This window comes from Luteibacter sp. dw_328, from assembly GCF_018449605.1.
Taxonomy (GTDB): domain Bacteria; phylum Pseudomonadota; class Gammaproteobacteria; order Xanthomonadales; family Rhodanobacteraceae; genus Luteibacter.
In genome coordinates this window covers 60,274-81,767 of the sequence record NZ_JAAVUW010000009.1, presented here as the reverse complement: position 1 = coordinate 81,767, position 21,494 = coordinate 60,274, and the positions used below count along the sequence as shown (strand labels likewise).

At 63.5% G+C, this 21,494-nt stretch carries 21 protein-coding genes; 5 read left to right on the top strand and 16 right to left on the bottom strand.

Annotated features, from left to right (window positions below):
• Positions 1–831 (bottom strand): SDR family oxidoreductase, encoded by an 831-nt coding sequence (locus tag HB634_RS20325; protein ID WP_213949915.1) that lies wholly within the window; start codon positions 829–831, stop codon positions 1–3.
• A gap of 95 nt (positions 832–926) precedes the next feature.
• On the opposite strand from HB634_RS20325, the gene HB634_RS20320 reads away from it, so the two are divergent.
• The gene (locus tag HB634_RS20320; protein WP_213949914.1) at positions 927–1,835 is read left to right on the top strand and encodes an AraC family transcriptional regulator; all 909 of its coding nucleotides are present in this window, start codon (positions 927–929) and stop codon (positions 1,833–1,835) included.
• Here HB634_RS20320 and HB634_RS20315 read toward each other — a convergent pair.
• The 7 genes from HB634_RS20315 to HB634_RS20285 form a co-directional block, all read right to left on the bottom strand.
• Complete coding sequence (locus HB634_RS20315) at positions 1,829–2,731, bottom strand: LysR family transcriptional regulator (protein ID WP_213949913.1); 903 nt, start codon at positions 2,729–2,731, stop codon at positions 1,829–1,831. The genes HB634_RS20320 and HB634_RS20315 overlap by 7 nt on opposite strands.
• A 176-nt stretch (positions 2,732–2,907) precedes the next feature.
• The gene (locus tag HB634_RS20310; RefSeq protein ID WP_213949912.1) at positions 2,908–3,252 is read right to left on the bottom strand and encodes an MliC family protein; all 345 of its coding nucleotides are present in this window, start codon (positions 3,250–3,252) and stop codon (positions 2,908–2,910) included.
• Positions 3,249–4,016, bottom strand: a complete 768-nt coding sequence (locus tag HB634_RS20305) for a hypothetical protein (protein ID WP_213949911.1) — start codon at positions 4,014–4,016, stop codon at positions 3,249–3,251. Before HB634_RS20305 ends, HB634_RS20310 begins: the two co-directional genes overlap by 4 nt.
• 113 nt (positions 4,017–4,129) lie before the next feature.
• Positions 4,130–4,588, bottom strand: a complete 459-nt coding sequence (locus HB634_RS20300) for a hypothetical protein (RefSeq protein ID WP_213949910.1) — start codon at positions 4,586–4,588, stop codon at positions 4,130–4,132.
• Between the two features lie 74 nt (positions 4,589–4,662).
• On the bottom strand, positions 4,663–6,138 hold the full coding sequence (locus HB634_RS20295; protein WP_213949909.1) for an efflux transporter outer membrane subunit: 1,476 nt from the start codon (positions 6,136–6,138) through the stop codon (positions 4,663–4,665).
• Positions 6,135–9,335, bottom strand: coding sequence for a multidrug efflux RND transporter permease subunit (locus HB634_RS20290; protein ID WP_213949908.1), 3,201 nt, complete (start codon positions 9,333–9,335; stop codon positions 6,135–6,137). The genes HB634_RS20295 and HB634_RS20290 overlap by 4 nt, the downstream gene beginning before the upstream one ends.
• Entirely contained in the window at positions 9,335–10,465 is a 1,131-nt protein-coding gene (locus HB634_RS20285; protein ID WP_213949907.1) for an efflux RND transporter periplasmic adaptor subunit, read from the bottom strand. The genes HB634_RS20290 and HB634_RS20285 overlap by 1 nt, the downstream gene beginning before the upstream one ends.
• Before the next feature lie 248 nt (positions 10,466–10,713).
• Between HB634_RS20285 and HB634_RS20280 the strand changes: the two genes are divergently transcribed.
• The 3 genes from HB634_RS20280 (at position 10,714) to HB634_RS20270 (ending at position 14,905) form a co-directional block, all read left to right on the top strand.
• Positions 10,714–12,921 carry a toll/interleukin-1 receptor domain-containing protein gene (locus HB634_RS20280; protein WP_345777519.1) on the top strand — a complete coding sequence of 736 codons (2,208 nt, stop codon included), beginning with the start codon at positions 10,714–10,716 and terminating at the stop codon, positions 12,919–12,921.
• A gap of 42 nt (positions 12,922–12,963) precedes the next feature.
• The gene (locus HB634_RS20275) at positions 12,964–13,113 is read left to right on the top strand and encodes a hypothetical protein (protein ID WP_157503858.1); all 150 of its coding nucleotides are present in this window, start codon (positions 12,964–12,966) and stop codon (positions 13,111–13,113) included.
• 106 nt (positions 13,114–13,219) lie between these two features.
• Entirely contained in the window at positions 13,220–14,905 is a 1,686-nt protein-coding gene (locus HB634_RS20270; protein ID WP_213949906.1) for a hypothetical protein, read from the top strand.
• 6 nt (positions 14,906–14,911) lie between these two features.
• On the opposite strand, the gene HB634_RS20265 is transcribed toward HB634_RS20270, so the two are convergent.
• The 7 genes from HB634_RS20265 to HB634_RS20235 form a co-directional block, all read right to left on the bottom strand.
• Entirely contained in the window at positions 14,912–16,684 is a 1,773-nt protein-coding gene (locus tag HB634_RS20265; RefSeq protein WP_255548712.1) for a diguanylate cyclase, read from the bottom strand.
• 2 nt (positions 16,685–16,686) lie between these two features.
• Positions 16,687–16,989, bottom strand: a complete 303-nt coding sequence (locus tag HB634_RS20260) for a hypothetical protein (protein ID WP_213949905.1) — start codon at positions 16,987–16,989, stop codon at positions 16,687–16,689.
• A gap of 484 nt (positions 16,990–17,473) precedes the next feature.
• Positions 17,474–17,680 (bottom strand): hypothetical protein, encoded by a 207-nt coding sequence (locus tag HB634_RS20255; protein ID WP_213949904.1) that lies wholly within the window; start codon positions 17,678–17,680, stop codon positions 17,474–17,476.
• A 400-nt stretch (positions 17,681–18,080) separates the two neighbouring features.
• Positions 18,081–18,305: a hypothetical protein gene (locus HB634_RS20250; protein ID WP_213949903.1), complete on the bottom strand. Its 225-nt coding sequence runs from the start codon at positions 18,303–18,305 to the stop codon at positions 18,081–18,083.
• A 98-nt stretch (positions 18,306–18,403) separates the two neighbouring features.
• A complete protein-coding gene (locus HB634_RS20245) occupies positions 18,404–18,628 on the bottom strand; it encodes a hypothetical protein (protein WP_213949902.1) in 225 nt (74 codons plus the stop codon).
• Positions 18,629–18,712: 84 nt separating this feature from the next.
• Positions 18,713–18,946 (bottom strand): hypothetical protein, encoded by a 234-nt coding sequence (locus HB634_RS20240; RefSeq protein ID WP_213949901.1) that lies wholly within the window; start codon positions 18,944–18,946, stop codon positions 18,713–18,715.
• 47 nt (positions 18,947–18,993) lie between these two features.
• Positions 18,994–19,830: an SAM-dependent methyltransferase gene (locus HB634_RS20235; RefSeq protein WP_213949986.1), complete on the bottom strand. Its 837-nt coding sequence runs from the start codon at positions 19,828–19,830 to the stop codon at positions 18,994–18,996.
• Between the two features lie 133 nt (positions 19,831–19,963).
• Between HB634_RS20235 and HB634_RS20230 the strand changes: the two genes are divergently transcribed.
• Entirely contained in the window at positions 19,964–20,851 is an 888-nt protein-coding gene (locus HB634_RS20230; RefSeq protein WP_063570803.1) for a LysR family transcriptional regulator, read from the top strand.
• 10 nt (positions 20,852–20,861) lie between these two features.
• Here HB634_RS20230 and HB634_RS20225 read toward each other — a convergent pair whose 3' ends face one another.
• Entirely contained in the window at positions 20,862–21,494 is a 633-nt protein-coding gene (locus HB634_RS20225) for a PQQ-binding-like beta-propeller repeat protein (RefSeq protein ID WP_213949900.1), read from the bottom strand.

Here is a 21,494-nt window from a genome sequence, read left to right as displayed (position 1 = left end):
TCAGCCGTCCGTCGAGTAGGCGAGGTCGCGCTGCGCTTCGAGTGCGGCAAGGCGCTCGGTGAGCTGCTTATGCATCACCGTGTAAGCGTCCGAACCCAGGGCAAGGCGCTTCGGTGCGGGGTTCTGATCGACGGAGGCAATCATGCATTCGACCATCTTTGCAGGATCGCCGATGGCCACGGCCGTGCCTTCCTCGAGCATGCGATTGACGTGTCGCGACGGCGATGCGTCATAAGCGGCGATCTTCGGTCCGACGCGCGAGCTTCCGTAGCGGAAGTTGGTTCGTGCGCCGCCGGGCTCGACCAGCGTGCAACCGATGTTGAAGACAGCCACTTCCTGCGCCACGGCATCCACGAAGCCTTCGATGCCCCACTTGCCCGCGTGATACATCGAGCCGCCGGGGAAGGTGGCCTGGCCACCGACGGTGGAGAGCTGGAGAATGCGACCGCCCTGTTGCTTGCGCAGGTGCGGGAGTGCGCTGCGAATGAGCTGGATTGAACCGGTCAGGTTCGTCTGCAGCTGGTGCAGCACCTGGTCGTCGGTTGCTTCCTCGGCAGCGCCCAGCAGGCCGTATCCCGCGTTGCTGACGACAACATCGATTCGCCCCAGTGCGGCGAAGGCTGCATCCACCGTGGGCCGAATCGCGGCGAAGTCGGTCAGGTCCAGGCGGTGTACCCGCAGCGCATCGCCGTGCTGCGCCTTCAGGTCATTCATGCTGGTCACGTCGCGCACGGTGCAGGCCACCGTGTCGCCTCGTGCCAGCAGCTGTTCGGTCATGAGGCGGCCGAAGCCGCTGTTGGCGCCGGTGATAAGCCAGTTACGTCGGGTCATGGTCAGGGTCTCGGTGGGGGATGCACCCAGCGTAGTCGCGAGAGGCGAGACGATGAATGCTTGTGGGTCCACCATTCATGCGTGAAAATCCACGCATGACCGTCGATCCTCTCTCCGACCTGCTCCAGCTGCTCGACGCCCGTGCGGTGGTCGCGGGTGGCCTCGTCGGTGGCGGCGACTGGGCCGTGGCCTTCCCCGGTTCGGACCGGATCAAGTTCTGGGGCGTGGTTCGCGGCAGCTGCTGGCATGTGAGTGAGGACGACACGGCACCGCTGCAGCTCGTGCAGGGCGACGTGCTTTTACGCATCGCGCCGCTGCGTGCAAGGTTGTGCAGCGCCCGGGACGTCCCGCCCGTCTGGCTCGCCGACATTCGCGGCGACAGCAGCGATGCGGTGACACAGGTAGGGCTGGGTGACGACTTCTTTATGATCGGGGGTATGGTCGAACTGGGCGAAGAGAGCGAACGCCTGCTGCGCGATGTGCTCCGTCCCTTCGTACACCTGCGCGGCGACTCGGCGGAGGCCGAGCCGATCCGCTGGCTTCTCGGGCAACTTCTGCACGAGCGCGAAGGCGATCGACCCGGACGAAGCGCCGCGTCCGCGCAGCTGATCCAGCTGATGTTCGTGCACATCCTGCGCGTCTATATGGCGACAACCGAGGGCATGCCACCGGGATGGCTTCGTGCGTTGAACGATCCGCGCCTGGCACCGGTGTTGCGGCTGATGCATGCCGATCCGTCGCGCGCCTGGACACTCAACGAACTCGCGGCGGCAGCGTCCATGTCGCGCGCCGCCTTCGCCGCGTACTTCAATAAGGTCGCAGGCATCGCGCCAATGCGTTACCTCACGGAATGGCGCATGCGACTTGCGCAGCGGACGTTGGCCGAAGGTCGCGTGCCGTTGGCGAAACTGGCCGAGTCGCTGGGCTATGCCTCGGAAAGCGCCTTCAGCCACGCGTTCAAGCGCGTCATGGGCCGCTCGCCCACGGCACGAAGGCGTCAGTGATCGAAGCCGTTCTCGCCGATCGCCTCGACGAGATACGTCACCAGTGAGGCGATGCGCGCCGAGATCGCCGTGTTGCGGTAATACACCGCGTTGATCGGCTGGCGATACTCGATGGTGTGCTTGGGCAGCACCTGCACCAAACGCCCTGAGTCGCGATCCTCGCGCGTCATGAAGTCGGAAAGGCAAACGATGCCGTTGCCTTCGAGCGCGAGCTGGCGCAGCGTTTCCCCGCTGGACGAGCTGATAGTCGGCCTGATGTGTACCGGCTGCTTTTTCTCGTCCAGCAGCGGCCAGTCATTCAAGGTGTCGGGTTCGGTGAAGCCGAGCAGCGAATGCTTCGCCAGTTCGGACACCTTGCGTGGCGTGCCGCGTGCTTCGAGGTACGCGGGGCTGGCCAGGCAGCGAATACGGCTGCTGCCGATAGGGCGCGCGTGCAGCGTGGAATCCTTGAGCCGGCCGATGCGTAGCGCCACGTCGGTACGGCGTTCGAGCAGGTCGATATAGCCCTCGTTGCTGTGCAGTTCGAGGTCGACATCGGGAAAGCGTTCGCGATAGCCGGCGATCAGGGGCACCACGACGTGCAGCATGAAGGGTGACGCGGCGTCGATGCGCAGTCGGCCGGCCGGACGGCTGCGACGCGTCGCCATCTGCTCTTCGGCGTTCTCGACCGCAGCGACGATATCGCGCGCGCGTTCGAGAAAGGCCTCACCTTCGTCGGTCAGTTCGATGCGCCGCGTGGTGCGACGGAGCAGGGTGGTTTGAAGCTTCTCTTCCAGCCGGCCGAGCGTTCGGCTTGCCGCCGATACGGTCTGGTCCAGTTGCTGCGCCGCCTTGGTGATGGAGCCGGTATCGACGACCGCGATGAAGTTCTGGATCTCGTCGAGGGTGATGTTCATCGTTGATTTTCGCGAAAGGCTGGTTCGCTTATACGTGGCTTTTTGCGCAAGAGTAAAGCTTCGCCGCTGAAGCGGCTCCCACAGGGGGTTGGGCTCCTGCGGGGCTTGGGCTTCTACGGGGCTTGGGCTTCTACGGGGCTTGGGCTTCTACGGGCTTGGGCTTCTACGGGCTTGGCTTAGCGCGAGCTGCAGCCTGCGACCGTGGGCTTGTCCGGATCCACGCGGGCATCGTAGAGATTCCCTTCGCGGCCCTTGGTCCACCACACGATCGACCCGGCGGCATAACGCACGCCATCGGCGGCCATCGTGTCGACCAGTAACCTCGGTTTGCCGGCGATCGGCATCAGGGCGAAGCTCTGTCCGTTATCGCCGTTCCAATAGGTCACGGTGAACGGCTTGCCAGTGGCGCAGTGGTAGGTGGCGACCACGGGCGGACTGAATGTCACCTGCGGAACCATGAGCGAATCCGACGCGGCGCCGGTGGCGACAAGCAGGAAGGCGGCGGACAGGAGGGCTTTCATGGCAGGGCAAGCTCCGTGGCGGCCTGGAGCAGGGGTTCGCCGGATACGCGCAGAACGCCGGTATACGGTGCCTCCAGCTCCATGATCAGGAAGATCGAGCCGGAGAACGCCAGCGCAGCGCAGAACAACACGAGGCGAACGGACGCGTTGTGCATGGCGAACGTACCCATGCCGATGAAGATCAGCACGATCCACGCCGTGACCACGACGAGCAGGAACGTGGGTTCGGACGAGCGTTCGTGCTCGGAGGTCAGGATGCGTTGCTTGCCGAGGTCGGCGGTAATGTCGAGCGCACGCCGCTGAAACCAACGCTTCGCGTCTGAATCCGGTTTCAGGTTGAGGATGGAAGCCTGCAGCTGGGTGATCAGGCTGAGGCTGGTATGCGGCAGGCGGAACACCACCTTCTGCATCTCACCATCGGGCGCGACCCGCTCCGTGGCATGAGCCAGGAACGCACGGAGGTCCGTACGGATCTGCACCGTCTCCGGGCCGTAGCCGGAGAGCGCGCGATCGAGAAGGAGGATCGACGTGGACACGCCGACGATGTCGTCATTGGCGCGGTCGAAGGTGGCACGCGCCGAGGTGACCATGAAACCGAGGACCAGGGCGGTCAGCGTGGCCATCATGCTGATGCCGAACTGGGCGGCTTTCTGTGCTTCGTAGACGAGGTGATCTTCCGGCATGCGCCGGGCGATCCAGCCACCCAGGATGAGGCTTCCGCACGCCAGCACCAGTACGGCAAGCGAGACGACGATCGCGTACATCGATGGTGCTCCCCTTAAGACGTCGACGGTTTGCCGCGCAGCTTATGGTGGCCGCCGTCCGCCCGGCTGCCTTCTCGAATGCCACGGTTTTGTCGGAAACGAAAGGTCGCTCGTCAGGTACCAGCGGCCGCGACGTGATCCGCCGCGCGTTCCGGCGCGGAGCGCACGCTGAGGGTGTACCAGTGTTCCTTGCCCTTGGCGTCGTGGTACTTGCGAAGAACCGGCTCGAGGTCGTTCTCCTCGCACCAGGTCACGAAGGGTTTCCACGCGGCGTTGTACGGGTGCAAAGGATTGCGGATGTCGTAATCCGGCGCCCAGCGGAACGTCTGCAGGATCAGCGCGACCGTGGTGTTCTGGCCCGCACCCAGCTGGATAGGTTTTACCTCCGTACCGGCGAGGATGCGCGTGGTGAACTGGGTCTTCGCCGTGTCGAGAAACTCCTGGACCAGGCGAAGGTCTTTTTCGGCGGAGGGACCCTGCAGGTTCGCCTGTTGCTCGAGGTCGCGCAGGCAGTCGGCTTTCGCGCATCTCTCAGTGACGCGAAGCATCGCACCCAACGTCGTTGCAGCCATGGTGGCGGTCTCCTGAAGCGGATGCGTTGATTATAGGACGGACATCATCGGGGTATCGGCATTGCCGCGTCGCATCATTCCGTCGCGGGCGATGCGGTTGTCGGCGCGTCGCCCCAACCGCCACCCAGCGCGCGAATCAGGTTGACTGTTGATGTCGCCTGGGTGCCACGCAGACGCACGGCAGTGAGGCGCGCCTGAAGCACCACGCGCTCCGTATCGATCACGTTGAGATAGGCCACGGAGCCGTCTTCATACTGTGTCTTCGACAGTTCCGCCGCCCGCGTCGAGGCGGCGACCTCGTCACCCTGCACGCGCGTCTGGTTTTCCAGAATGCGAAGGTTGGCGAGGTTGTCTTCCACTTCCTGGAAGGCCACCAGCACCTGTTGACGATATTTCGCCACGTCCTCCTCGTAGCGCGCCTTCGCATTGGCCAGGTTGCCCTTGCGCACGCCGCCGTCGAAGATCGGCAGGTTGGCGGCTGTGCCGACCAGTGGACCGAGCAGGAAGCTGCGGCTCGACCACTTGAACAGATCGCTGAAGGCGGACGACTCGTAACCCCCGGTACCGGTCAGCACAATGGAAGGAAAATAGGCCGCGCGGGCGACACCGATGCGGGCGTTCTCCGCGGCCATCGCCCGTTCCGCGGCGGCGATATCAGGGCGCCGTTCGAGAAGCGACGACGGCATGCCGGGAGGGATATGGATCACCACCGGTTCGAGCGGCCGCGGCGCGACCGAGAATTCGGAAGGCGCCTTACCCAGCAGGACGGCCAATGCGTGCTCCGACGCCGCACGCTGCCGCTCCACGGTCATCGCGTCCGAGGTCGCGGAGGCGAGTTCCGCCTTCGCTTGCGCAAGTTCCAGATCGCTCACCTCGCCGGCCTCCGCACGATGCTGAACGAAGGTGAGCGCCTCGTTACGCAGCTCGACGGCGCGGTGATACACGGCCAGTTCCGCATCGGTTTCGCGCAGGTTGAAATAGTTCTGGGCCACATCCGCTTGTAGGGCCAGCTGCACGGAACGGAACAAGGCCTCGCTCTGTTGTGTATCCGCGTGGGCTGCATGCACTGAGGAAGCGACGCGGCCGAACAGGTCGACTTCATACGAGATGTTGGCCTGCGCGCGCCATACCGTCTGCGCGTCGGGGCGCGGGCCGCCGGGCGGCACACCGAGCGAGTCCGGCGCGTTCTGCTGGCGCGATGGACCGAAGCCGGCGGACAGGCTGGGAAAGCGCGCCGCACCGGTCACGCCCTCGATGGCACGCGCTTCCTGCACGCGCGCCGCGGCCGCAGCGAGGTTCTGGTTCGCCGCCAGTGCCTGGCCTTCGAGGTCGTTGAGCTGGCTGTCGTTGAACACCTTCCACCACTCCCCGCGTGCGGCATCTTCGGCGGGTACGGCGGTCTGCCAGGTGCCGGCGTCGGCGGGGCTGAGGGTTTCCTTGAATGCCTGCGACTCCGCCGCCAGCGGCACGCTGTACTTCGGAGCCAGGGAGCAGCCGCTCAGGCCAGCCAGCAGTAGACCCCAACAGACGAACGTGGGCAGGGTTTTCATGTCGGACTCCCCGGACCGGCGTCTTCGATGCCGATGACGCGCCCGTTCTTGCCGTGCTTGTCCTCGAGACGATGGCCGCCCGAGAGATGGCGCAGGATCACGTAGAACACCGGCGTCAGCATCAGGCCGAACAAGGTGACGCCAAGCATGCCGAAGAACACCGCAATGCCCATGGCGTGCCGCATCTCCGAGCCCGCGCCGGAGGAAAGCACCAGCGGCAGCACACCCATGATGAAAGCGATCGATGTCATCAGGATCGGTCGCAGACGCAGTCGGCTCGCTTCGATAGCTGCGTCGACGATGGAACGGCCCTGTATCTCCAGCTCCCGGGCGAACTCCACGATCAGGATCGCGTTCTTCGACGCCAGGCCCACCAGCACCATCAGGCCCACCTGGGTGAAGATGTTGTTGTCGCCGCGATCCAGCCACACGCCGATCAGCGCGCAGAGCAGGCTCATGGGCACGATCAGGATCACCGCCAGCGGCAGCGTCAGGCTTTCATAGAGCGCGGCCAGCGTGAGGTAGACCAGCAGCAGGCTGACCGGGAAGACGACCAGCGAGGCATTGCCGGCGATGATCTGCTGGTAGGTAAGGTCGGTCCACTCGAGCTTGAAGCCGCGCGGCAGCGTGTCGGCCGCCACGCGCTCAACGGCGGCCTGCGCCTGTCCGGACGAGTACCCCGGAGCAGGGCCGCCGTTGATGTCGGCCGCGGTATAGCCGTTGTAACGCACTACGGATTCCGGACCGAACGTGGTCGAGACCTTCACCAGCGACGCCAGGGGAATCATCTCGCCGTCCGCATTGCGTGTTTTCAGCAGGCCGATATCGGAGGGGTGGGCGCGGAACGGCGCGTCGGCCTGCACGCGCACCTGGAATACGCGACCGAAGCGGTTGAAGTCGTTGACGTACTGCGAGCCGAGGAACACCTGCATGGTGTTGAACACATCGGTGACCGCCACCCCGAGCTGCTTGGCGTTGTCGCGATCCAGGTCTACCTTAAGCTGCGGCACGTCGATCTGATAGTTGGTGAACGTGGGGCCGAGCTCCGGTGCCTTTGCCGCTTTTGCCAGGAAGGCTTTTACCGCATCGTTGAGCGCCGTATAGCCCTGCGCACCCCGGTCCTCGATCTGGAACTTGAAGCCACCCAGCGTGCCCAGACCGAGCACCGGCGGTGGTGGGAACACGGCGATGTAGGCGCCCTTGATAGCCGCGTACTTCTGGTTCAATGCCGCAGCGATCGCGCCCGCCGACTCGCCCGTGCCGTGGCGATCCGCAAATGGTTTGAGGGCGAGGAACATCACGACCGAACTGGACGAGTTCACGAAGCCGTTGATCGACAGGCCCGGGTGCTGCACCGCGTGGTCCACGCCCGGCTGCTTCATGCCGATCTCGCCCATCTCCCGGGTGATGACCTCCGACCGATCCAGCGAGGCGCCATTGGGTAACTGCGCGATGGCGATGATGTATTCCTTGTCCTGCGCAGGCACGAAGCCACCCGGCACGATTCGTCCCATCATCACCGCGCCGGCAAGCAGCACCACGTAGAGAATGAGCATGCTGCCCTTGTGTGCGATGACCCGGGTCACGCCATGACCGTACCCTTCCGACGCGCGATGGAATCCCTTGTTGAAGACGCGGAAGAATCCGCCCAGTCCGCGATCCATCACGCGGGCGAGCCAGTCCTTCGGTTCGTCATGGCCCTTCAGCAGCAGGGCGGCCAGTGCCGGTGAAAGTGTCAGCGAGTTGAAGGCCGAGATCACCGTCGAGATGGCGATCGTCATGGCGAACTGCTTGTAGAACTGCCCGGTGAGCCCGGACATGAAGGCAAGCGGCACGAACACGGCGACGAGCGTCAGCGCGATGGCGATGATCGGTCCACTCACCTCGCTCATGGCCTGGTAAGTGGCCTCTCGCGCAGACAGCCCCGACTCGATGTTTCGTTCGACGTTCTCCACGACCACGATGGCGTCGTCGACCACGATACCGATCGCCAGGACCATGCCGAACAAGGACAAAGCGTTGATCGAGTAGCCCAGTAACAACAAGAGGGAGAACGTGCCGATGATCGACACCGGCACCGCAAGCAGGGGAATGAGCGACGCGCGCCAGGTCTGCAGGAACAGGATCACCACGAGCACCACAAGGCAGATCGCCTCGATCAGCGTATGAATCACGGCCTCGATGCTGGAGCGGACGAACGTGGTCGGGTCGTAGACGATGCTGTATTCGACGCCCGGCGGCATGTCTTTCTGCAGGTCCTTCATCGCCGTGCGAACATCTTCGGACAGCTGCAACGAGTTCGCACCCGGCAGCTGGAAGATCCACATTGCCACGGCCTGCTTGTTATCGAGCAACGCACGCGAGCCGAATTCCGCCGCGCCCAGTTCGACGCGGGCCACATCGCGGATATGGGTCAGTGCGCCGTTCGTACTCTTGAGCACGATGTCACCGAACTCCTGCTCACTCTGCAGACGGCCCTTGGCATTGATGCTCAATTGCAAAGGCACCGCACCGGCCATGGGCGACCCGCCGATGACACCGGCGGCGACCTGCACGTTCTGTTCCCGGATAGCGGCCACGACATCCGACGCCGTGAGGCTACGTTCCGCCAGCTTCTTCGGGTCCAGCCATATGCGCATGGCGTAGTCACCCGATCCCTTGAGCACCACCTGGCCAATGCCATTGAGGCGTTCCAGGCGCTCTTTCACGTTGATCAGGGCGTAGTTGCGCAGATAGGTCTGGTCGTAGCGGGCGTCGGGTGAAATCAGGTGGACCACGAGGGTCAGCGTGGGTGACGACTTGATGGTGGTGACGCCGAGCAACTGCACATCCGGCGGCAGGCGAGGGAGTGCCTGCGACACACGGTTCTGCACCAACTGCTGGGCCTTGTCCGGATCGATACCCAGGCGGAAGGTGACCGTCAGCGCCATGTTGCCGTCGCTGCTGGCCTGGGACTGCATGTAGAGCATGCCTTCCACGCCGTTGATCTGCTCTTCCAGCGGCGCGGCGACCGTGTCGGCAATGACCTTAGGGTTGGCGCCCGGGTACGAGGCATAGACCACGACGGAGGGCGGCACCACTTCCGGGTACTCGGAAATGGGCAGCTGGAACATGGCGATCACGCCGGCCAGGAGGATCAGCGTCGAGAGCACCCCGGCAAAGATGGGCCGGTCGATGAAGAAGCGGGAGATATTCATCAGGGGCTACTCGCCACGGCATCTTCGCCCGCCATGGGAACGACCTTGGCGTGTACCGGATCGCCCGGATGCACGCGTTGCAGGCCGTTCACCACGATCTTCTCTCCCGGTTTGAGGCCTGAATCGACCACGCGCAGGCCATCCACCATCAGGCCAGGGAAAATCTCCCGGTACTGCGCGTGGTCCTTGTCGTCGAGTACCAGCACGAACTTCTTCGCCTGGTCCGTGGAGATCGCGCGGTCGTCGATCAGGACGGCCGGATGCGCCGCGCCACCGCCCACGGCGACGCGGGCGAACATGCCCGGAAGCAGCACGCCATCGGCGTTATCGAAGGAGGCACGTACACGGATGGTGCCCGTGGTGCTGTTGAGCTGGTTGTCGACGGAGGAGATCTTGCCCGTGCGCGAGAAGCCCGTCTCGTTGGCAAGCCCGAGGCGCACCGCGACATCGTGGTCGCCCGCCCGGCTGAGGTATTTGAGGTAGGTCTGCTCATCCACGTCGAAGCCGGCGTAGATGGGATTGACCGAGACCAGGGTGGTCAGCGGTGGCGAGCTGAAGCCCGCCGCGACGATATTGCCGACGGTCTGTTCCGCACGCGACATGCGCCCATCGACCGGCGCGAAGATTCTCGTGTAACCGAGGTTGACCTTGGCATCCTCGAGGGCGGCCTCGGCCGCCTTGACGTCGGCGGTGGCGACGAGGGCGGCATTGGAGCGGTCGTCGAAGTCGCGTTTGGAGATCGCGTTGCCTTGCAGGAGCTTTTGCGCTCGCTGGGAATCGGCCGAGGTGAACTTCTCATGGGCGTGCGCCGCGGCGAGTTGCGCGGAGGCGCGGTCCACCGCGGCCGTATACGTGCGGGGATCGATCAGGAAGAGCGGGTCGCCCTTCTTGACCATCTGCCCGTCCTTGAAATAGACGGCCATGATGGTGCCCGGGACCAGGGCCCGGATGTCCACGTGATCGATCGCCTGCAGGCGGCCGGAGTAGCTCTGCCAGTCGGTGATCGGCTTGTAGACCACCACGGCCGCGTCGACCTCCGCCGGGCCGGCAGCGGGTGCCGCGCCGTGTCCGCTGCAGGCGGCGAGAACCAGGGCGCAGGCCACCGGAAAGATGAGACGTATGCCAACCATGTTGCGTTCCCCACTCCGCCCCGTCGCGAGGGTGCAACGGCAACCTGAGTGTCAGACGGCCATGGGGGGCCGGCTAGCAGGGTTCGGCCGGCTTTTGGCGAAGGGTGCTGCGTGACGAAGGCGTGGAAGCAGGGAGACGGTCCGGGTTGTTCAGTCGACGTGAAAATGTGCGCTACGTCACACTTCGGTGCTAGCGTGTGTTTTCGGGCCGCTGGGGGAGGCTGCTTCCGACCTGCGGGGTACTGCGCGTGTCGACCGAAGGTTTCATGGGACCGGACTACCGGTACCGCGCCTTCATCAGCTACAGCCACCAGGACACCCCCTGGGCGGCGTGGTTGCACCGCGCCCTGGAAACCTACGCCATACCGGACCATCTCGTCGGCCAGCTCACGGCGGCAGGTGTCATCCCGCGACGCCTTACGCCTGTGTTCCGTGACCGCGACGAACTGGCCAGTGCCGGCGACCTCGGCCGCACGGTCAACGCCGCACTCGCGCAATCGGAATGCCTGCTGGTGATCTGCTCGCCGCACGCAGCTTCCTCGCGCTGGGTCAACGAGGAAGTGCTCTCGTTCAAGCGCCTCGGCCGCGACGAGCGGATCTTCTGTCTTATCGTCGCCGGCGAACCGAACGCCAGTGACCTGCCGGGACGCGAAGCCGAGGAATGCTTGGTCCCGGCGTTGCGCCATCGACTGGATGGCGCGCCCATCGAGCCCATCGCGGCAGATGTGCGTCAGGGTAGCGACGGCAAGCTCAACGCCCTCATCAAACTCGTCGCCGGCATGCTCTGCCTCGGCTTCGACGACCTTAAGCAACGCGAGATGCACCGACGCATGCGCCGCGTCACGATCCTCGCCGCCGTCGCCCTCGTTGTGATGGCCGTGACCACGGGCCTGGCGATCAGCGCCTTCATCTCGCGGCATGCGGCGGTGGTCGCCAGCCATGTCGCCGAACGTCGCCAGAAAGAAGCGGAGGACCTGGTCAGCTTCATGCTCGGCGACCTCAACGACAAGCTGGCCCAGGTATCGCGCCTGGACATCATGGAAGCCGTCGACAACCAGGCCATGAAGTATTTCCAGGCCCAGCCGCTCGACGAAGTGACCGAGCGGGCCCTGGAGCAGCGTGCCTCGGCACTGGAGAAGATCGGCAGCGTACGTCTCGACCAGGGCCAACTGGCCGCCGCCATGACCTCGTACCGGGCTGCGCTTGCCGTGGCCACGCGTCTGGGCGACGCCGCGCCGACGAACGTCGACCGGCAGCTGGCGCTCGCCGATGTCTGGGCCTACATCGGCATGACGCAGTGGCGACAGGGCAAGCTCGATGACGCCCAGCGAAGCTTCGCCAGCGCCCAGGCCACGTTGCAGCGGGCCGCCGTGCATGCGCCGGGAAAGACACAGCTGGCCTTCCAGCGGGCCACGCTCGACAACAATATCGGCCACGTTATGGAAGCGCGTGGCGAGCTGGACCAGGCCGCCACCCAGTATCGGCACATGCTCGCCCAGATGCAGGATCTTGTGACGGGCCAGCCGCATAACCCCGACTGGCTCGAGTATCTCGGCTCCGCCTACAACAACCTCGGCAAACTCGCCCTCATGCGCGGTGACCTCGCCGAGGCCGTTGCCCAGTACGGCGCGGACGAGCGCATCCAGTCCGGGCTCTCGGCCTCGGATCCGAAGAACATGAGCCGCCGCGACAACCTGCTCACCGTCCACGCCATCCTCGGACGCACACAGGCGCTCACCGGCGATGTGGCCGCGGGGATGGTGCGTTTGCAGCAAGCGGTGGATATGGCGACGCAACTGGGTGCGCTCGACCCGAGCAATACCGACTTCCAGGATCACGCGGCGTTGTATGCGACGCAGCTGGCGCGCCTTCGTCGCCTCACGGGCGATCTTCCCGCCGCCAACGCGCTTACCTCAAAGGCGCTCTCAATCTATGCCGAGCTGACTCGGCGTGACCCCGATAACGCCGCGTGGCAGCGTGAATACGCCGAAGCCCAGCTGGAGCACGCGGCGCAACTGGGTGACGCCGGGCAGCAAGATGACGCGCGCGACCACGCAGCGATGGCATTGCGTGCCCTCGATCCGCTGATGGCAAAACTGCCTGACGACCGTTCGACGCTACTGGCGGGTGTCGCCGCACGACTCTCGCTCGCAGCCGTGACCACGGACACGCTGGCTGCCCGGCAACTCCGTACGGAAGCGTTGGACAGGGTGCAGGCAGCGAAGAGTGGCCAGGGTGATCCGCGCCTGCAGGCGCTTCGCGCCGAAACCTTGCTGGCACTGACGCGCAGGCCGGATGCCACACCCGTCATTCAACGCCTCTGGGCCAGCGGGTACCGCGACGCAGGGCTATTGCGCGTACTCCGGCGCGAGCACATCGACTACCCGGTCAACCAGGCGTTCCAACACGAACTACTCGTGGCCACCGGCGGCGGGCCACCGCAAGAGAAGGAGTAACAGGGCCGTCCCACATCACCATGCACTCAACGGGAGTACGTCATGTCCAAGCTTGGCAACCCGCAAGACCAGGACGAACCGAACGACCCCCTCGACGAAGAGACCGAGACCTCGCGCGAGCACGACGCCGACGAAGAGCGGGGAGGCGGCCCGTCCAGGGTGACCACTAACCCGGGCATCAAGAACACCTGAGCCCATGCGACAGCACACCGATCCAGGCGGCAGGGACCCGATCGGTTCCTTCGGTGGTGACCGGCGACGGTCGCCGCCTGGGGAGCATGTACACGCAAAATCCGCCATGACCCCACTGGTCATCGGCGTTACGGGCCACCGCGACATCCCCGCCGACGAACTCGAGCCGATCCGGCAGCGCGTGCGTGCCTTCTTTACCCAGGTACGCGAGGAATTTCCCGAACTGCCGCTGGTGGTGCTTTCGGCGCTGGCCGAGGGAGGTGACCAGTTGATCGCCGAGGAGGCCCTGTCTTGCGGCGCACGCTTGATTGCCCCGCTGCCTCTACCTCCTGCGCTCTACGTCGACGACTTCTCGACGCCGGCTGTCCGCGCCAACTTCGACGTCCTGTGTAGCCATGCCGAGGTGGTGCTCCTTCCCCGTCTGATGGCACAGCCTCATCACGTGATCGGATCCCGCGGCGCCGCGCGCGACCGTCAGTACGCCAAGGCGGGGGTCTACATCGCCAGTCACTGCCACGTGCTGCTCACCATCTGGGACGGCAACGGAGCCGCCGGGCTCGGTGGCACCGCACAGATCGTGCATTACCACCTCACCGGCACACCGCCGGGCCTGGTGCTGCGACACGCGCATTCGCGTCACGTGCTCACGGGAAGCGACGAAAGCCTGCTGTATCACATCGTCTGCTCGCGCGACGACGAGGGACCGGCGTCGGGCCTCCAACCGCTGCAGGCAGGCTGGCGCAGCGCAGAGAACATGGCGTTCCAGACAAAGCTGCCGGACGACTTCCGGCTGATGTTCTCGCGCATGGCGGAATTCAACGACGAGTGCGCCCGTCACGCAGCGGCGATCGATGATGCACCGCGCGAGATGGCAGGCGCACCCACTGGCTCGACGGCCGAGATCGACCAGCTGTTTCACGCCGCCGACTGGCTGGCGGTGCACTTCCGCCGTCGCGTCATCATGGCCATGCGCCTCACCTATACGCTGGCCGGTCTCATGGGTATCGCCTTTACCTTCTACGCGCACCTGCCGGGAAACAACTTCCTGATCTACCTGTTCCTCGTCATGTTTGCCACGGGCGGCGCTGTCGCCATCCTCGCGCATCGCCACGGCTGGCATCGAAAGTACCTCGACTATCGCGCGCTGGCGGAAGGCCTGCGTATCCAGTCCTGCTGGCGCCGTGCGGGCATCGTCGCGAGTGCGGACCACGAGTTCGCGCACGACAACTTCCTGCAGAAGCAGAACATCGAGCTCGGCTGGATACGCAATGTGATGCGCGCCGCCAGCCTCCACCCGTCGACCCATCCGGATGTCCCGACCAACGAGGATCTCGCCGCTGTCATCGCCGAATGGGTGGGCGAATCCGGAACATCGGGGCAGCTCTACTACTACGAGCGCAAGAGTGCCGAACGCAGTGGTGTGCACCACATGACGGAAACCATCGGGCGCGTGAGTCTGTGGGGCGGCATTACCATCAGCGTATTCCTCGCCGCCTTCGCCCTGAAACTGGGCGAGGAAGCCAAGGTGGTCCTGGTCACCATCATGGCCGTGCTGTCGATCATCGCCGCCGTGCGCGAGGCCTATTCCTATCGCAAAGCCGACCGCGAGCTGATTCGTCAGTACCGCTTCATGCAACGCATCTTCGCCAGCGCGCGGGCCGCACTCGACCGCACCCAGGACCCCGCGCAACAGCGTGCGATCCTGCTGTCGCTGGGCGATGCGGCGTTGACGGAACATGCGGAGTGGACCTTGATGCAACGCGAGCGCCAGGTGGAGCACAGCAAGCTCTAGCGCGACTCAGGCCGCCGTAGCGGTGTCGTTCTCGGAGTCGGCGATGACGCGATTACGGCCGGCGCGTTTCGCACGGTAGAGCGCGGCATCGGCTTCACGACAGAGGCGCTGTAGTTCGTAACCGCATCGATCCGTCGAGGCGACGCCTACGCTGGCCGACAGCGACACGATGCGCCCGTCGTCTTCGACCGGTGTCGCTTCGATGGCGACGCGCAGACGGTCGGCTGTCGCCACTGCCTGGCTGCTTGAACAGCCGACGAGGAGAATGGCGAACTCTTCGCCACCGAGGCGACCGAACAGGTCGATCGGGCGCAGGAATTGCTTGAGGATCGCTACAGTGCGCTTGAGCACGACGTCGCCCATGGCGTGGCCATGTGTGTCGTTGACTTGCTTGAAGTGATCGAGGTCGATGGAGATCAGGCAGGCGCTGCCGAGTTTCTTCTCCTGGATGCGAAGAACGCGTTCGGCCTCGCTCATGAAATGCTGGTGGTTGAGGATGCCGGTTAGGCCGTCCAGGGAGGACATTCGTTTGAAGCGGAGTTGCGAGCGTTTTACGCGGAAAAGCAACAGGCCGATAGATGCAAGGACCACCGTAAGAAGCGCGATATAGAGTCGGCTCGTTGCGACTGCGCCGGCGTCGAGCGCCTGCTGCAAGCGAAGAATTCTGTTCTGCTTGCTTAGGCTCTCCGTTGCGAGATTCTCCACCATCTCGTGCTGCTGGGTCACTTCGTAGGCGAGGCTCCTGACACTAATGTCGTTGAGATAGCCCTTGTCCTGCGCCACAAAGTGTTCATAGCTCAAAAGAGCGGCTAGCGCGTTGCCTTGGCGCTTCTCAGCACGGTAAAGAACTTCGTAAGCATCCTTTAGCCAATCGCTTATGTCGTCTGGCTTATTCATCGCTACGACGGATAGCGCAGCCTTCTTTGCTTCGACATCGTTTCCAAGTTGGGCATAGGCCTGAGCGCGTTCCAGGTGCGCCAATTCCACGTGAGGAAAATAATGGTTAATACGTATGCTTGGATCGATTCGATCCAAAAGCGACATTGCCTTCAGTGGTTGGCTTTCCTTTAGGAATAAGCTTCCCATTAGGAGGAGCGCACTGTTCGTGATCACTGTTTCCCGCGCAGCGACGCACGTATCCACGGCTCGCGTGAGCTCAGGGCTGGATGACTTCAGGCGACTTCCGCTGTAGAGGGTCGCGGCTTTAAGCCAAACGGCTTGGCACGCCGCCTCGCCTGTTGGGGAATCGCTTTCGATCATGTCCGCATATTTGAGAGCGAGATCGGTCTGGCCCGCAAAATTCATCATCTGCGAGAGATTCGTCAGAAGCATCGATCGGGCTAACGGATCCGTCACCGAAGGCAAAGTGGTTGCCAGCCGATTGGCCAATGCGAACGCTTCTTCGTAGCGTCGATTGAATGCCAGGTTGCTTAAGAGGAGGGCCGACGCTTTTGTCGCGAGGACGGGATCGCCAGAGCGTTTGATGACTTCGTTAAGCTGCTCTTCTGATTTTGCGTAACCGCCCTCAAACATCGCTTCCCACGCTTCGAGATAACGCAAATGCCATTTCTCGGTATTGGTAAGGTTGGCGGCGTCCTGTCGAATCTGTGAAAGTCGCTCAACAAACTGCGGGTGGTCCTTCGCGCGTAGCCTTTCGGTCACGTCGAGAAACGCAGCATGATCGCCCAAATCTGCAGCGATAGAGGGCTGCACAAGCACGCAAAGTGTCAGGGCCGTTCCTACAGCCCGTGACACGAGGCGGCTTGGCAGCCAGGCCATCTTTACTTGTTCGGCTTTTCGGTCGGCGATTTCCCGTCATCGGGCGTCGAGGGGACGTCTGACTTGTCGTCGTCTTGATCGGTCTCGTCTTCCTCATGGCCCGGGGTCTGAATGGCCTGAGGCAGATAGTTGGGGCTCTGACCGAACTCTCTTGCGAGGAGTGAGCTGTCCCCTGAGGCTGCCGCAGCCGTCAGGGCGTCGGAGGCCTGCGAATGATGGAGAGCGTTTGCCAACTGCTCCGACGAGGCGTGTCGTAGAGATGCATCGCGGCCAATGGCCTCAAGCAGTTCAATGGTGTCTGACATGTAGTCCCCTGTTTGCGTGATTGTATAAGGCATGGTAACGGCAGCTGCCGCCGTTTCTTGAGGCGTCCTGTCGAGGCATCCTGCCACTCCTCAGATTCTTCGCAGTCCACTTGGAGCGGTATGCTGCTCCCGGTGGACTGTGTTCCAGGTCGCGATGGCACGCTTGGCGTCCGGTGGACTTCCTCAGAGCTCTAGATCGGAGAAGAACTGTCCAACTTGAGGTGCCCACATAGGCTTATGCCCAAGCTCTGCCAGTAATCGGGAGCTGTCGCCAGTAGCAACGGCGGAGGTCAGTGCTGGGGACGCACTCGCTCGTCGAAGGGCCGTGCTGAGTTCGTTCGATGGTGCATGACGTAGCGAGGCGTCACCGCCAATCGCTTCGAGCATCTGAATCGTGTCCATCATTCGTCCTCTACCGGTGGTCGTTGTCAACCCGCATGACGGTGAATCCTCTCACAGACCGACACGACCAGATTGTCTTCGACTAGGAATAAGTTTGGACGATCTGTGGCAATAACATTGTGTTGTTACCGAATTCTCGTGCTAACAGTGACGTATCATCAGATGCGATGGCCGCGGTGAGGGCGTCGGTGGCCTGCACCGATTCAAGCAGATTCGTGAGTTCTTCGGTCGACGCGTAGCGCAGGCCGGCATCACTGCCAATGGCTTCCAGTATTTCAATCGTGTCCATCTTTATTCCCCTTTTGGGTGTCGTTTCTAACTGTGTGCCAGCGGTAACTCGTCGTGAAGGGTGGGACAGGTCTGGATCAACTAGGAAAAGCTCTGTATGACCTGAGGTAGAAACATCTGCCTGTGGCCGAATTCTCGGGCCAAGTGGGAGGAGTCCCCAGATGCGACCGCTGCCGCGAGAGCTTCAGAAACGTCAGCTCTGTCCAGCACGCTCGCCAGGTTTGTCATGGACGCGTAACGCAGTGAGGCATCGCTTCCGATAGCTTCCAGCATATCTAGTGTGTCCGTCATACAGTTCCCTTCCTGTGGTTATCGCGTAGACGGTCGACATTGGACTCGCTCGTCGACCGGGTGACCCGCTTGGGGCCGCCTAAAGAGACAATATCGTCTGCGTAGACGTCTTAGTTGAGATCCGACGAAACGAAGCTCTGCGTGGCTTGAGGCACGAAGTTCGTCATGTCACCGAACTCCCGTGCCAGGTGGGAGGCATCGCCCGACATAACAGCTGCCGTAAGGGCCGTCGTTGCCTGACCCTGGTCAAGCAAATTCGTAAGTTCCACCGTCGACGCATAGCGCAACGAGGCGTCGCTGCCGATGGCTTCCAGCATTTCAATCGTGTCCAGCATGTCCTTGCCCTTCCTGTGGTTGTGGGTTCGGTAAAGCGATGATGACGATCCGGCTCAACCTGGATGGTCGCGTGCTGCTTACTTATTGAGCAGAGGAATCACTCCAGGTCGGACGAAAGGAACGTCTGAGTGGCCTGAGGCGCAAAATTCTTCGCATGGCCGAATTCGGGAGCCAGGTGAGAAACATCGCCGGATGCCACGGCGGCCGTCAGGGCGCCGGTGGCCTGAGCGCGCTCGAGAACGTGAGTGAGCTCTACCGTCGACGCATAACGCAACGAGGCGTCGCTGCCGATGGCTTCCAACATTTCAATCGTGTCCAGCATGACCTTGGGTCTCCTGCGCTTGTCGATTTGGCTAAGTGCCGACCTTGGCGTCACACCAAGGTCGTTACCTGCGAAGCTAGTCCGTCAGGAGAACGGAGTTTGATCCGCAGAGAAGAAACTCTGCGTAGCCTGAGGGTCGTACATTCTCCGGCTACCAAATTCCTGCGCCAAATGAGAGGCATCACCGGTGATCGCGGCCGCCGTCAGTGCATCAGAGGCCTTGGCCTGCTCGAGCACAGTCGTAAGTTCCACCGTCGACGCATAGCGCAACGACGCATCGCTGCCGATGGCTTCCAACATATCAATCGTGTCCAGCATGACCTTCCCCTTCCTGCGGTTGTTGATGTGGTAGTTGAATGAGTGGCTTATGCCACGGATGCTTCTTTTTCCAGCTTGTCCAGCGCAGCCAGGCGCTCGCGGATTTCGTGGTTGGGCTTGAGCGTGGCGGCCGGCGGCAGGATCACCGTCTCTTCGGTCGGCACGTCCACAAACGGCAGGTCGCGCAGGGCGATGCGGCGGATGCGCGGCTTCTGGATCGGCAGGGTGACCGCGCGGTACAGAATGATCTCGTGATCCAGCGGGTAGTCCTTGCTCAGCACGTCGACCAGCACCTGGCGGTAGGCGCCGCTGGTGGTGAAGCGGGCGAGCGAACGATCGCCGACCAGGCCGACCTGCCACAGGACGAGATAACCGCTGGGATCGATGCGGCGTTCATAGAAAAGAATCTGGCCGGCTTCGAAGTGCTGGCAGCCGACGGTGCCCGGGTCGATACCCAGGTCGGCGTAGAGGCAGTCTTCGGCGGAGATGCCCGGTTCCATGTGAGCCTGGAAGCCTTCGGCACGGGCGACTTCGATGACCTTGTGCGGCGACCAGGCGAAGATGCCCGGGTGGCCATAGAAGACGCCGCAGACGCGCTTGCCCGCGCGGACTTCGGTCATCATCAGGTCGACCCATTCCTCGTAGGTCTTCCGGCGCGACTTACCTTCCTTGTAATAGGGCTGCAGGCTACGCACGTCGGCGTTCATGCGCTGGAGCCACTGCTCGACGATGTTGTCGGAGAGCCCGGCAAAGATCACGTCAGCCTGTTCGATGTGGCTGCGCGACAGCGGGGTGAGATGGGAACCCAGGGTCATGCCCATGCCGACGACGGCGAGGCTGCCTTGGCGCGTATCCTTCGGAGGTGCCACGAGAGGTGTGTTCATCTTGTGATAGTAGGCGAAGTTCTGCGACAGAAGCACGCTCGTTCGCCCTTGCCGAAATTGCATATTCGACTTGGCAAGGCGGACGTGCGCCCGCTAGCATCCATGCTGGTTGAGCATAAATGCCGGGGGCCGCTTGAAGGACATCCTTACGTTCCGGCTCTATACCCGCGTCGCCCGGCTCGGCAGCTTTTCCGCGGCCGCGCGCGAGAGTGGCCTGGCGCAATCGCAGGTCTCGCGCATGGTGGCCGAGCTGGAAGCCAGCCTCGGCGTGCGCCTGCTATCGCGGACCACCCGCGCCGTCCTGCCGACCGAGGCTGGCCTGGAATTTCTTGCGCGCATGGAGCCGATCCTTGCGGCCATTGAGGATGCCGAGAACAGCGTGCGCGAGACCGGTGAGCTGCGTGGTGTGCTGCGGGTCGGCATGCCGTCGACGCTGGCCATTCGCGTGGTGATCCCGCGGCTGTCCACTTTCACCGAGCGCCACCCTTCGCTCCAGGTCGAGTTGCTGCTCGACGACAAGCGCCAGGACATGGTCCGCGAGGCGGTGGACGTCGGTATCCGCGTGGGGCCTCTTCCCGACTCGGGTGGTACCGCCCGGCTGATCGGCAAGATGCATCGTGTCATCGTCGCCTCGCCGACCTACCTGGCTCGTTGCGGCACGCCGCAGCGGCCCGAGGATCTCGTGAGCCATCGCATCGTTCGTGGGCCGGCAGGCATGGCCGTGACCTCGTGGCAGTTCGAGCGCGATGGCGAATCGACCTCGATCGACGTGCAGCCGAACGTCTCCACGAATGACACGGAAGGGGCGCTGGCGGCAGCGGTGGGTGGCCTCGGCATTACCTCGACCACCTCATGGGCCTGCCGCCGGGAGTTCGACCGTGGTGCGCTCACGCAGCTGCTGCCGGAGTGGAAGATGGCCGACTTGCCGGTCCATGCGTACTTCCCGTTGGGCCGTGCCACGCGCATGGCGGCGCGGACCTTCGTCGACTTCATCGCCGCGGAGCTGGACGCCGGCGCCTAGCGCCCGGAGGTTATCGCGGGCGCTTCACCGCCCGAACCACGGCGCTGTTGCCGCCACCGCAGAAGAAGCCGTCCTTCCCGTCGGATTCGAGGCCGGACACGTGCGCCCCGGTCGGCATGTCCAGGCTCTCGAGTACCTCGCCGGATCGAGGGTCGACATGCCGCAACTCACTGACATCGTCTTCCCAGGTGGCGTGCCATAACTCGCCGTCGACCCAGGTGACGCCCGTGACGAAGCGATTGGAGTCGATGCTGCGAAGCACGGCGCCGGTCTCGGGGTCGACCTGATGGATCTTCCGGTTGCGGTATTCGCCGACCCATAGCGTGCCCTCGGCCCATGCCATGCCGGAGTCGCCACCGTTACCGGGCGCCGGGATCGAGGCCAGTACTTCGCCGGTTTTCGGGTCGACCTTCTGGATGCGGTCCTCGGCAATCTGGAAGAGATGCGTGCCGTCGAACGCGGTGCCGGCATGCGCCATCACATCGATCGATCGCACGATCTCGCCACTGTCGGGGTCGAGGGCTCGCAAATGGTCGCCGGAGGCGAGCCACACTTGCTTGCCGTCGAACGTCACGCCGGCGACTTTGTCGACACCCGGGAAGGGACCGTATTCGCGTATGAGTTGAGCTGTTTTCGTCTTCAT

Bases quoted from the DNA above. Each gene is read 5' to 3' on its own strand.
- HB634_RS20325 (WP_213949915.1), bottom strand. From the start codon at position 831: ATGACCCGACGTAACTGGCTTATCACCGGCGCCAACAGCGGCTTCGGC.
- HB634_RS20320 (WP_213949914.1), top strand. From the start codon at position 927: ATGACCGTCGATCCTCTCTCCGACCTGCTCCAGCTGCTCGACGCCCGT.
- HB634_RS20315 (WP_213949913.1), bottom strand. From the start codon at position 2,731: ATGAACATCACCCTCGACGAGATCCAGAACTTCATCGCGGTCGTCGAT.
- HB634_RS20310 (WP_213949912.1), bottom strand. From the start codon at position 3,252: ATGAAAGCCCTCCTGTCCGCCGCCTTCCTGCTTGTCGCCACCGGCGCC.
- HB634_RS20305 (WP_213949911.1), bottom strand. From the start codon at position 4,016: ATGTACGCGATCGTCGTCTCGCTTGCCGTACTGGTGCTGGCGTGCGGA.
- HB634_RS20300 (WP_213949910.1), bottom strand. From the start codon at position 4,588: ATGGCTGCAACGACGTTGGGTGCGATGCTTCGCGTCACTGAGAGATGC.
- HB634_RS20295 (WP_213949909.1), bottom strand. From the start codon at position 6,138: ATGAAAACCCTGCCCACGTTCGTCTGTTGGGGTCTACTGCTGGCTGGC.
- HB634_RS20290 (WP_213949908.1), bottom strand. From the start codon at position 9,335: ATGAATATCTCCCGCTTCTTCATCGACCGGCCCATCTTTGCCGGGGTG.
- HB634_RS20285 (WP_213949907.1), bottom strand. From the start codon at position 10,465: ATGGTTGGCATACGTCTCATCTTTCCGGTGGCCTGCGCCCTGGTTCTC.
- HB634_RS20275 (WP_157503858.1), top strand. From the start codon at position 12,964: ATGTCCAAGCTTGGCAACCCGCAAGACCAGGACGAACCGAACGACCCC.
- HB634_RS20270 (WP_213949906.1), top strand. From the start codon at position 13,220: ATGACCCCACTGGTCATCGGCGTTACGGGCCACCGCGACATCCCCGCC.
- HB634_RS20265 (WP_255548712.1), bottom strand. From the start codon at position 16,684: ATGGCCTGGCTGCCAAGCCGCCTCGTGTCACGGGCTGTAGGAACGGCC.
- HB634_RS20260 (WP_213949905.1), bottom strand. From the start codon at position 16,989: ATGTCAGACACCATTGAACTGCTTGAGGCCATTGGCCGCGATGCATCT.
- HB634_RS20255 (WP_213949904.1), bottom strand. From the start codon at position 17,680: ATGGACACGATTGAAATACTGGAAGCCATTGGCAGTGATGCCGGCCTG.
- HB634_RS20250 (WP_213949903.1), bottom strand. From the start codon at position 18,305: ATGCTGGACACGATTGAAATGCTGGAAGCCATCGGCAGCGACGCCTCG.
- HB634_RS20245 (WP_213949902.1), bottom strand. From the start codon at position 18,628: ATGCTGGACACGATTGAAATGTTGGAAGCCATCGGCAGCGACGCCTCG.
- HB634_RS20240 (WP_213949901.1), bottom strand. From the start codon at position 18,946: ATGCTGGACACGATTGATATGTTGGAAGCCATCGGCAGCGATGCGTCG.
- HB634_RS20235 (WP_213949986.1), bottom strand. From the start codon at position 19,830: ATGAACACACCTCTCGTGGCACCTCCGAAGGATACGCGCCAAGGCAGC.
- HB634_RS20225 (WP_213949900.1), bottom strand. From the start codon at position 21,494: ATGAAGACGAAAACAGCTCAACTCATACGCGAATACGGTCCCTTCCCG.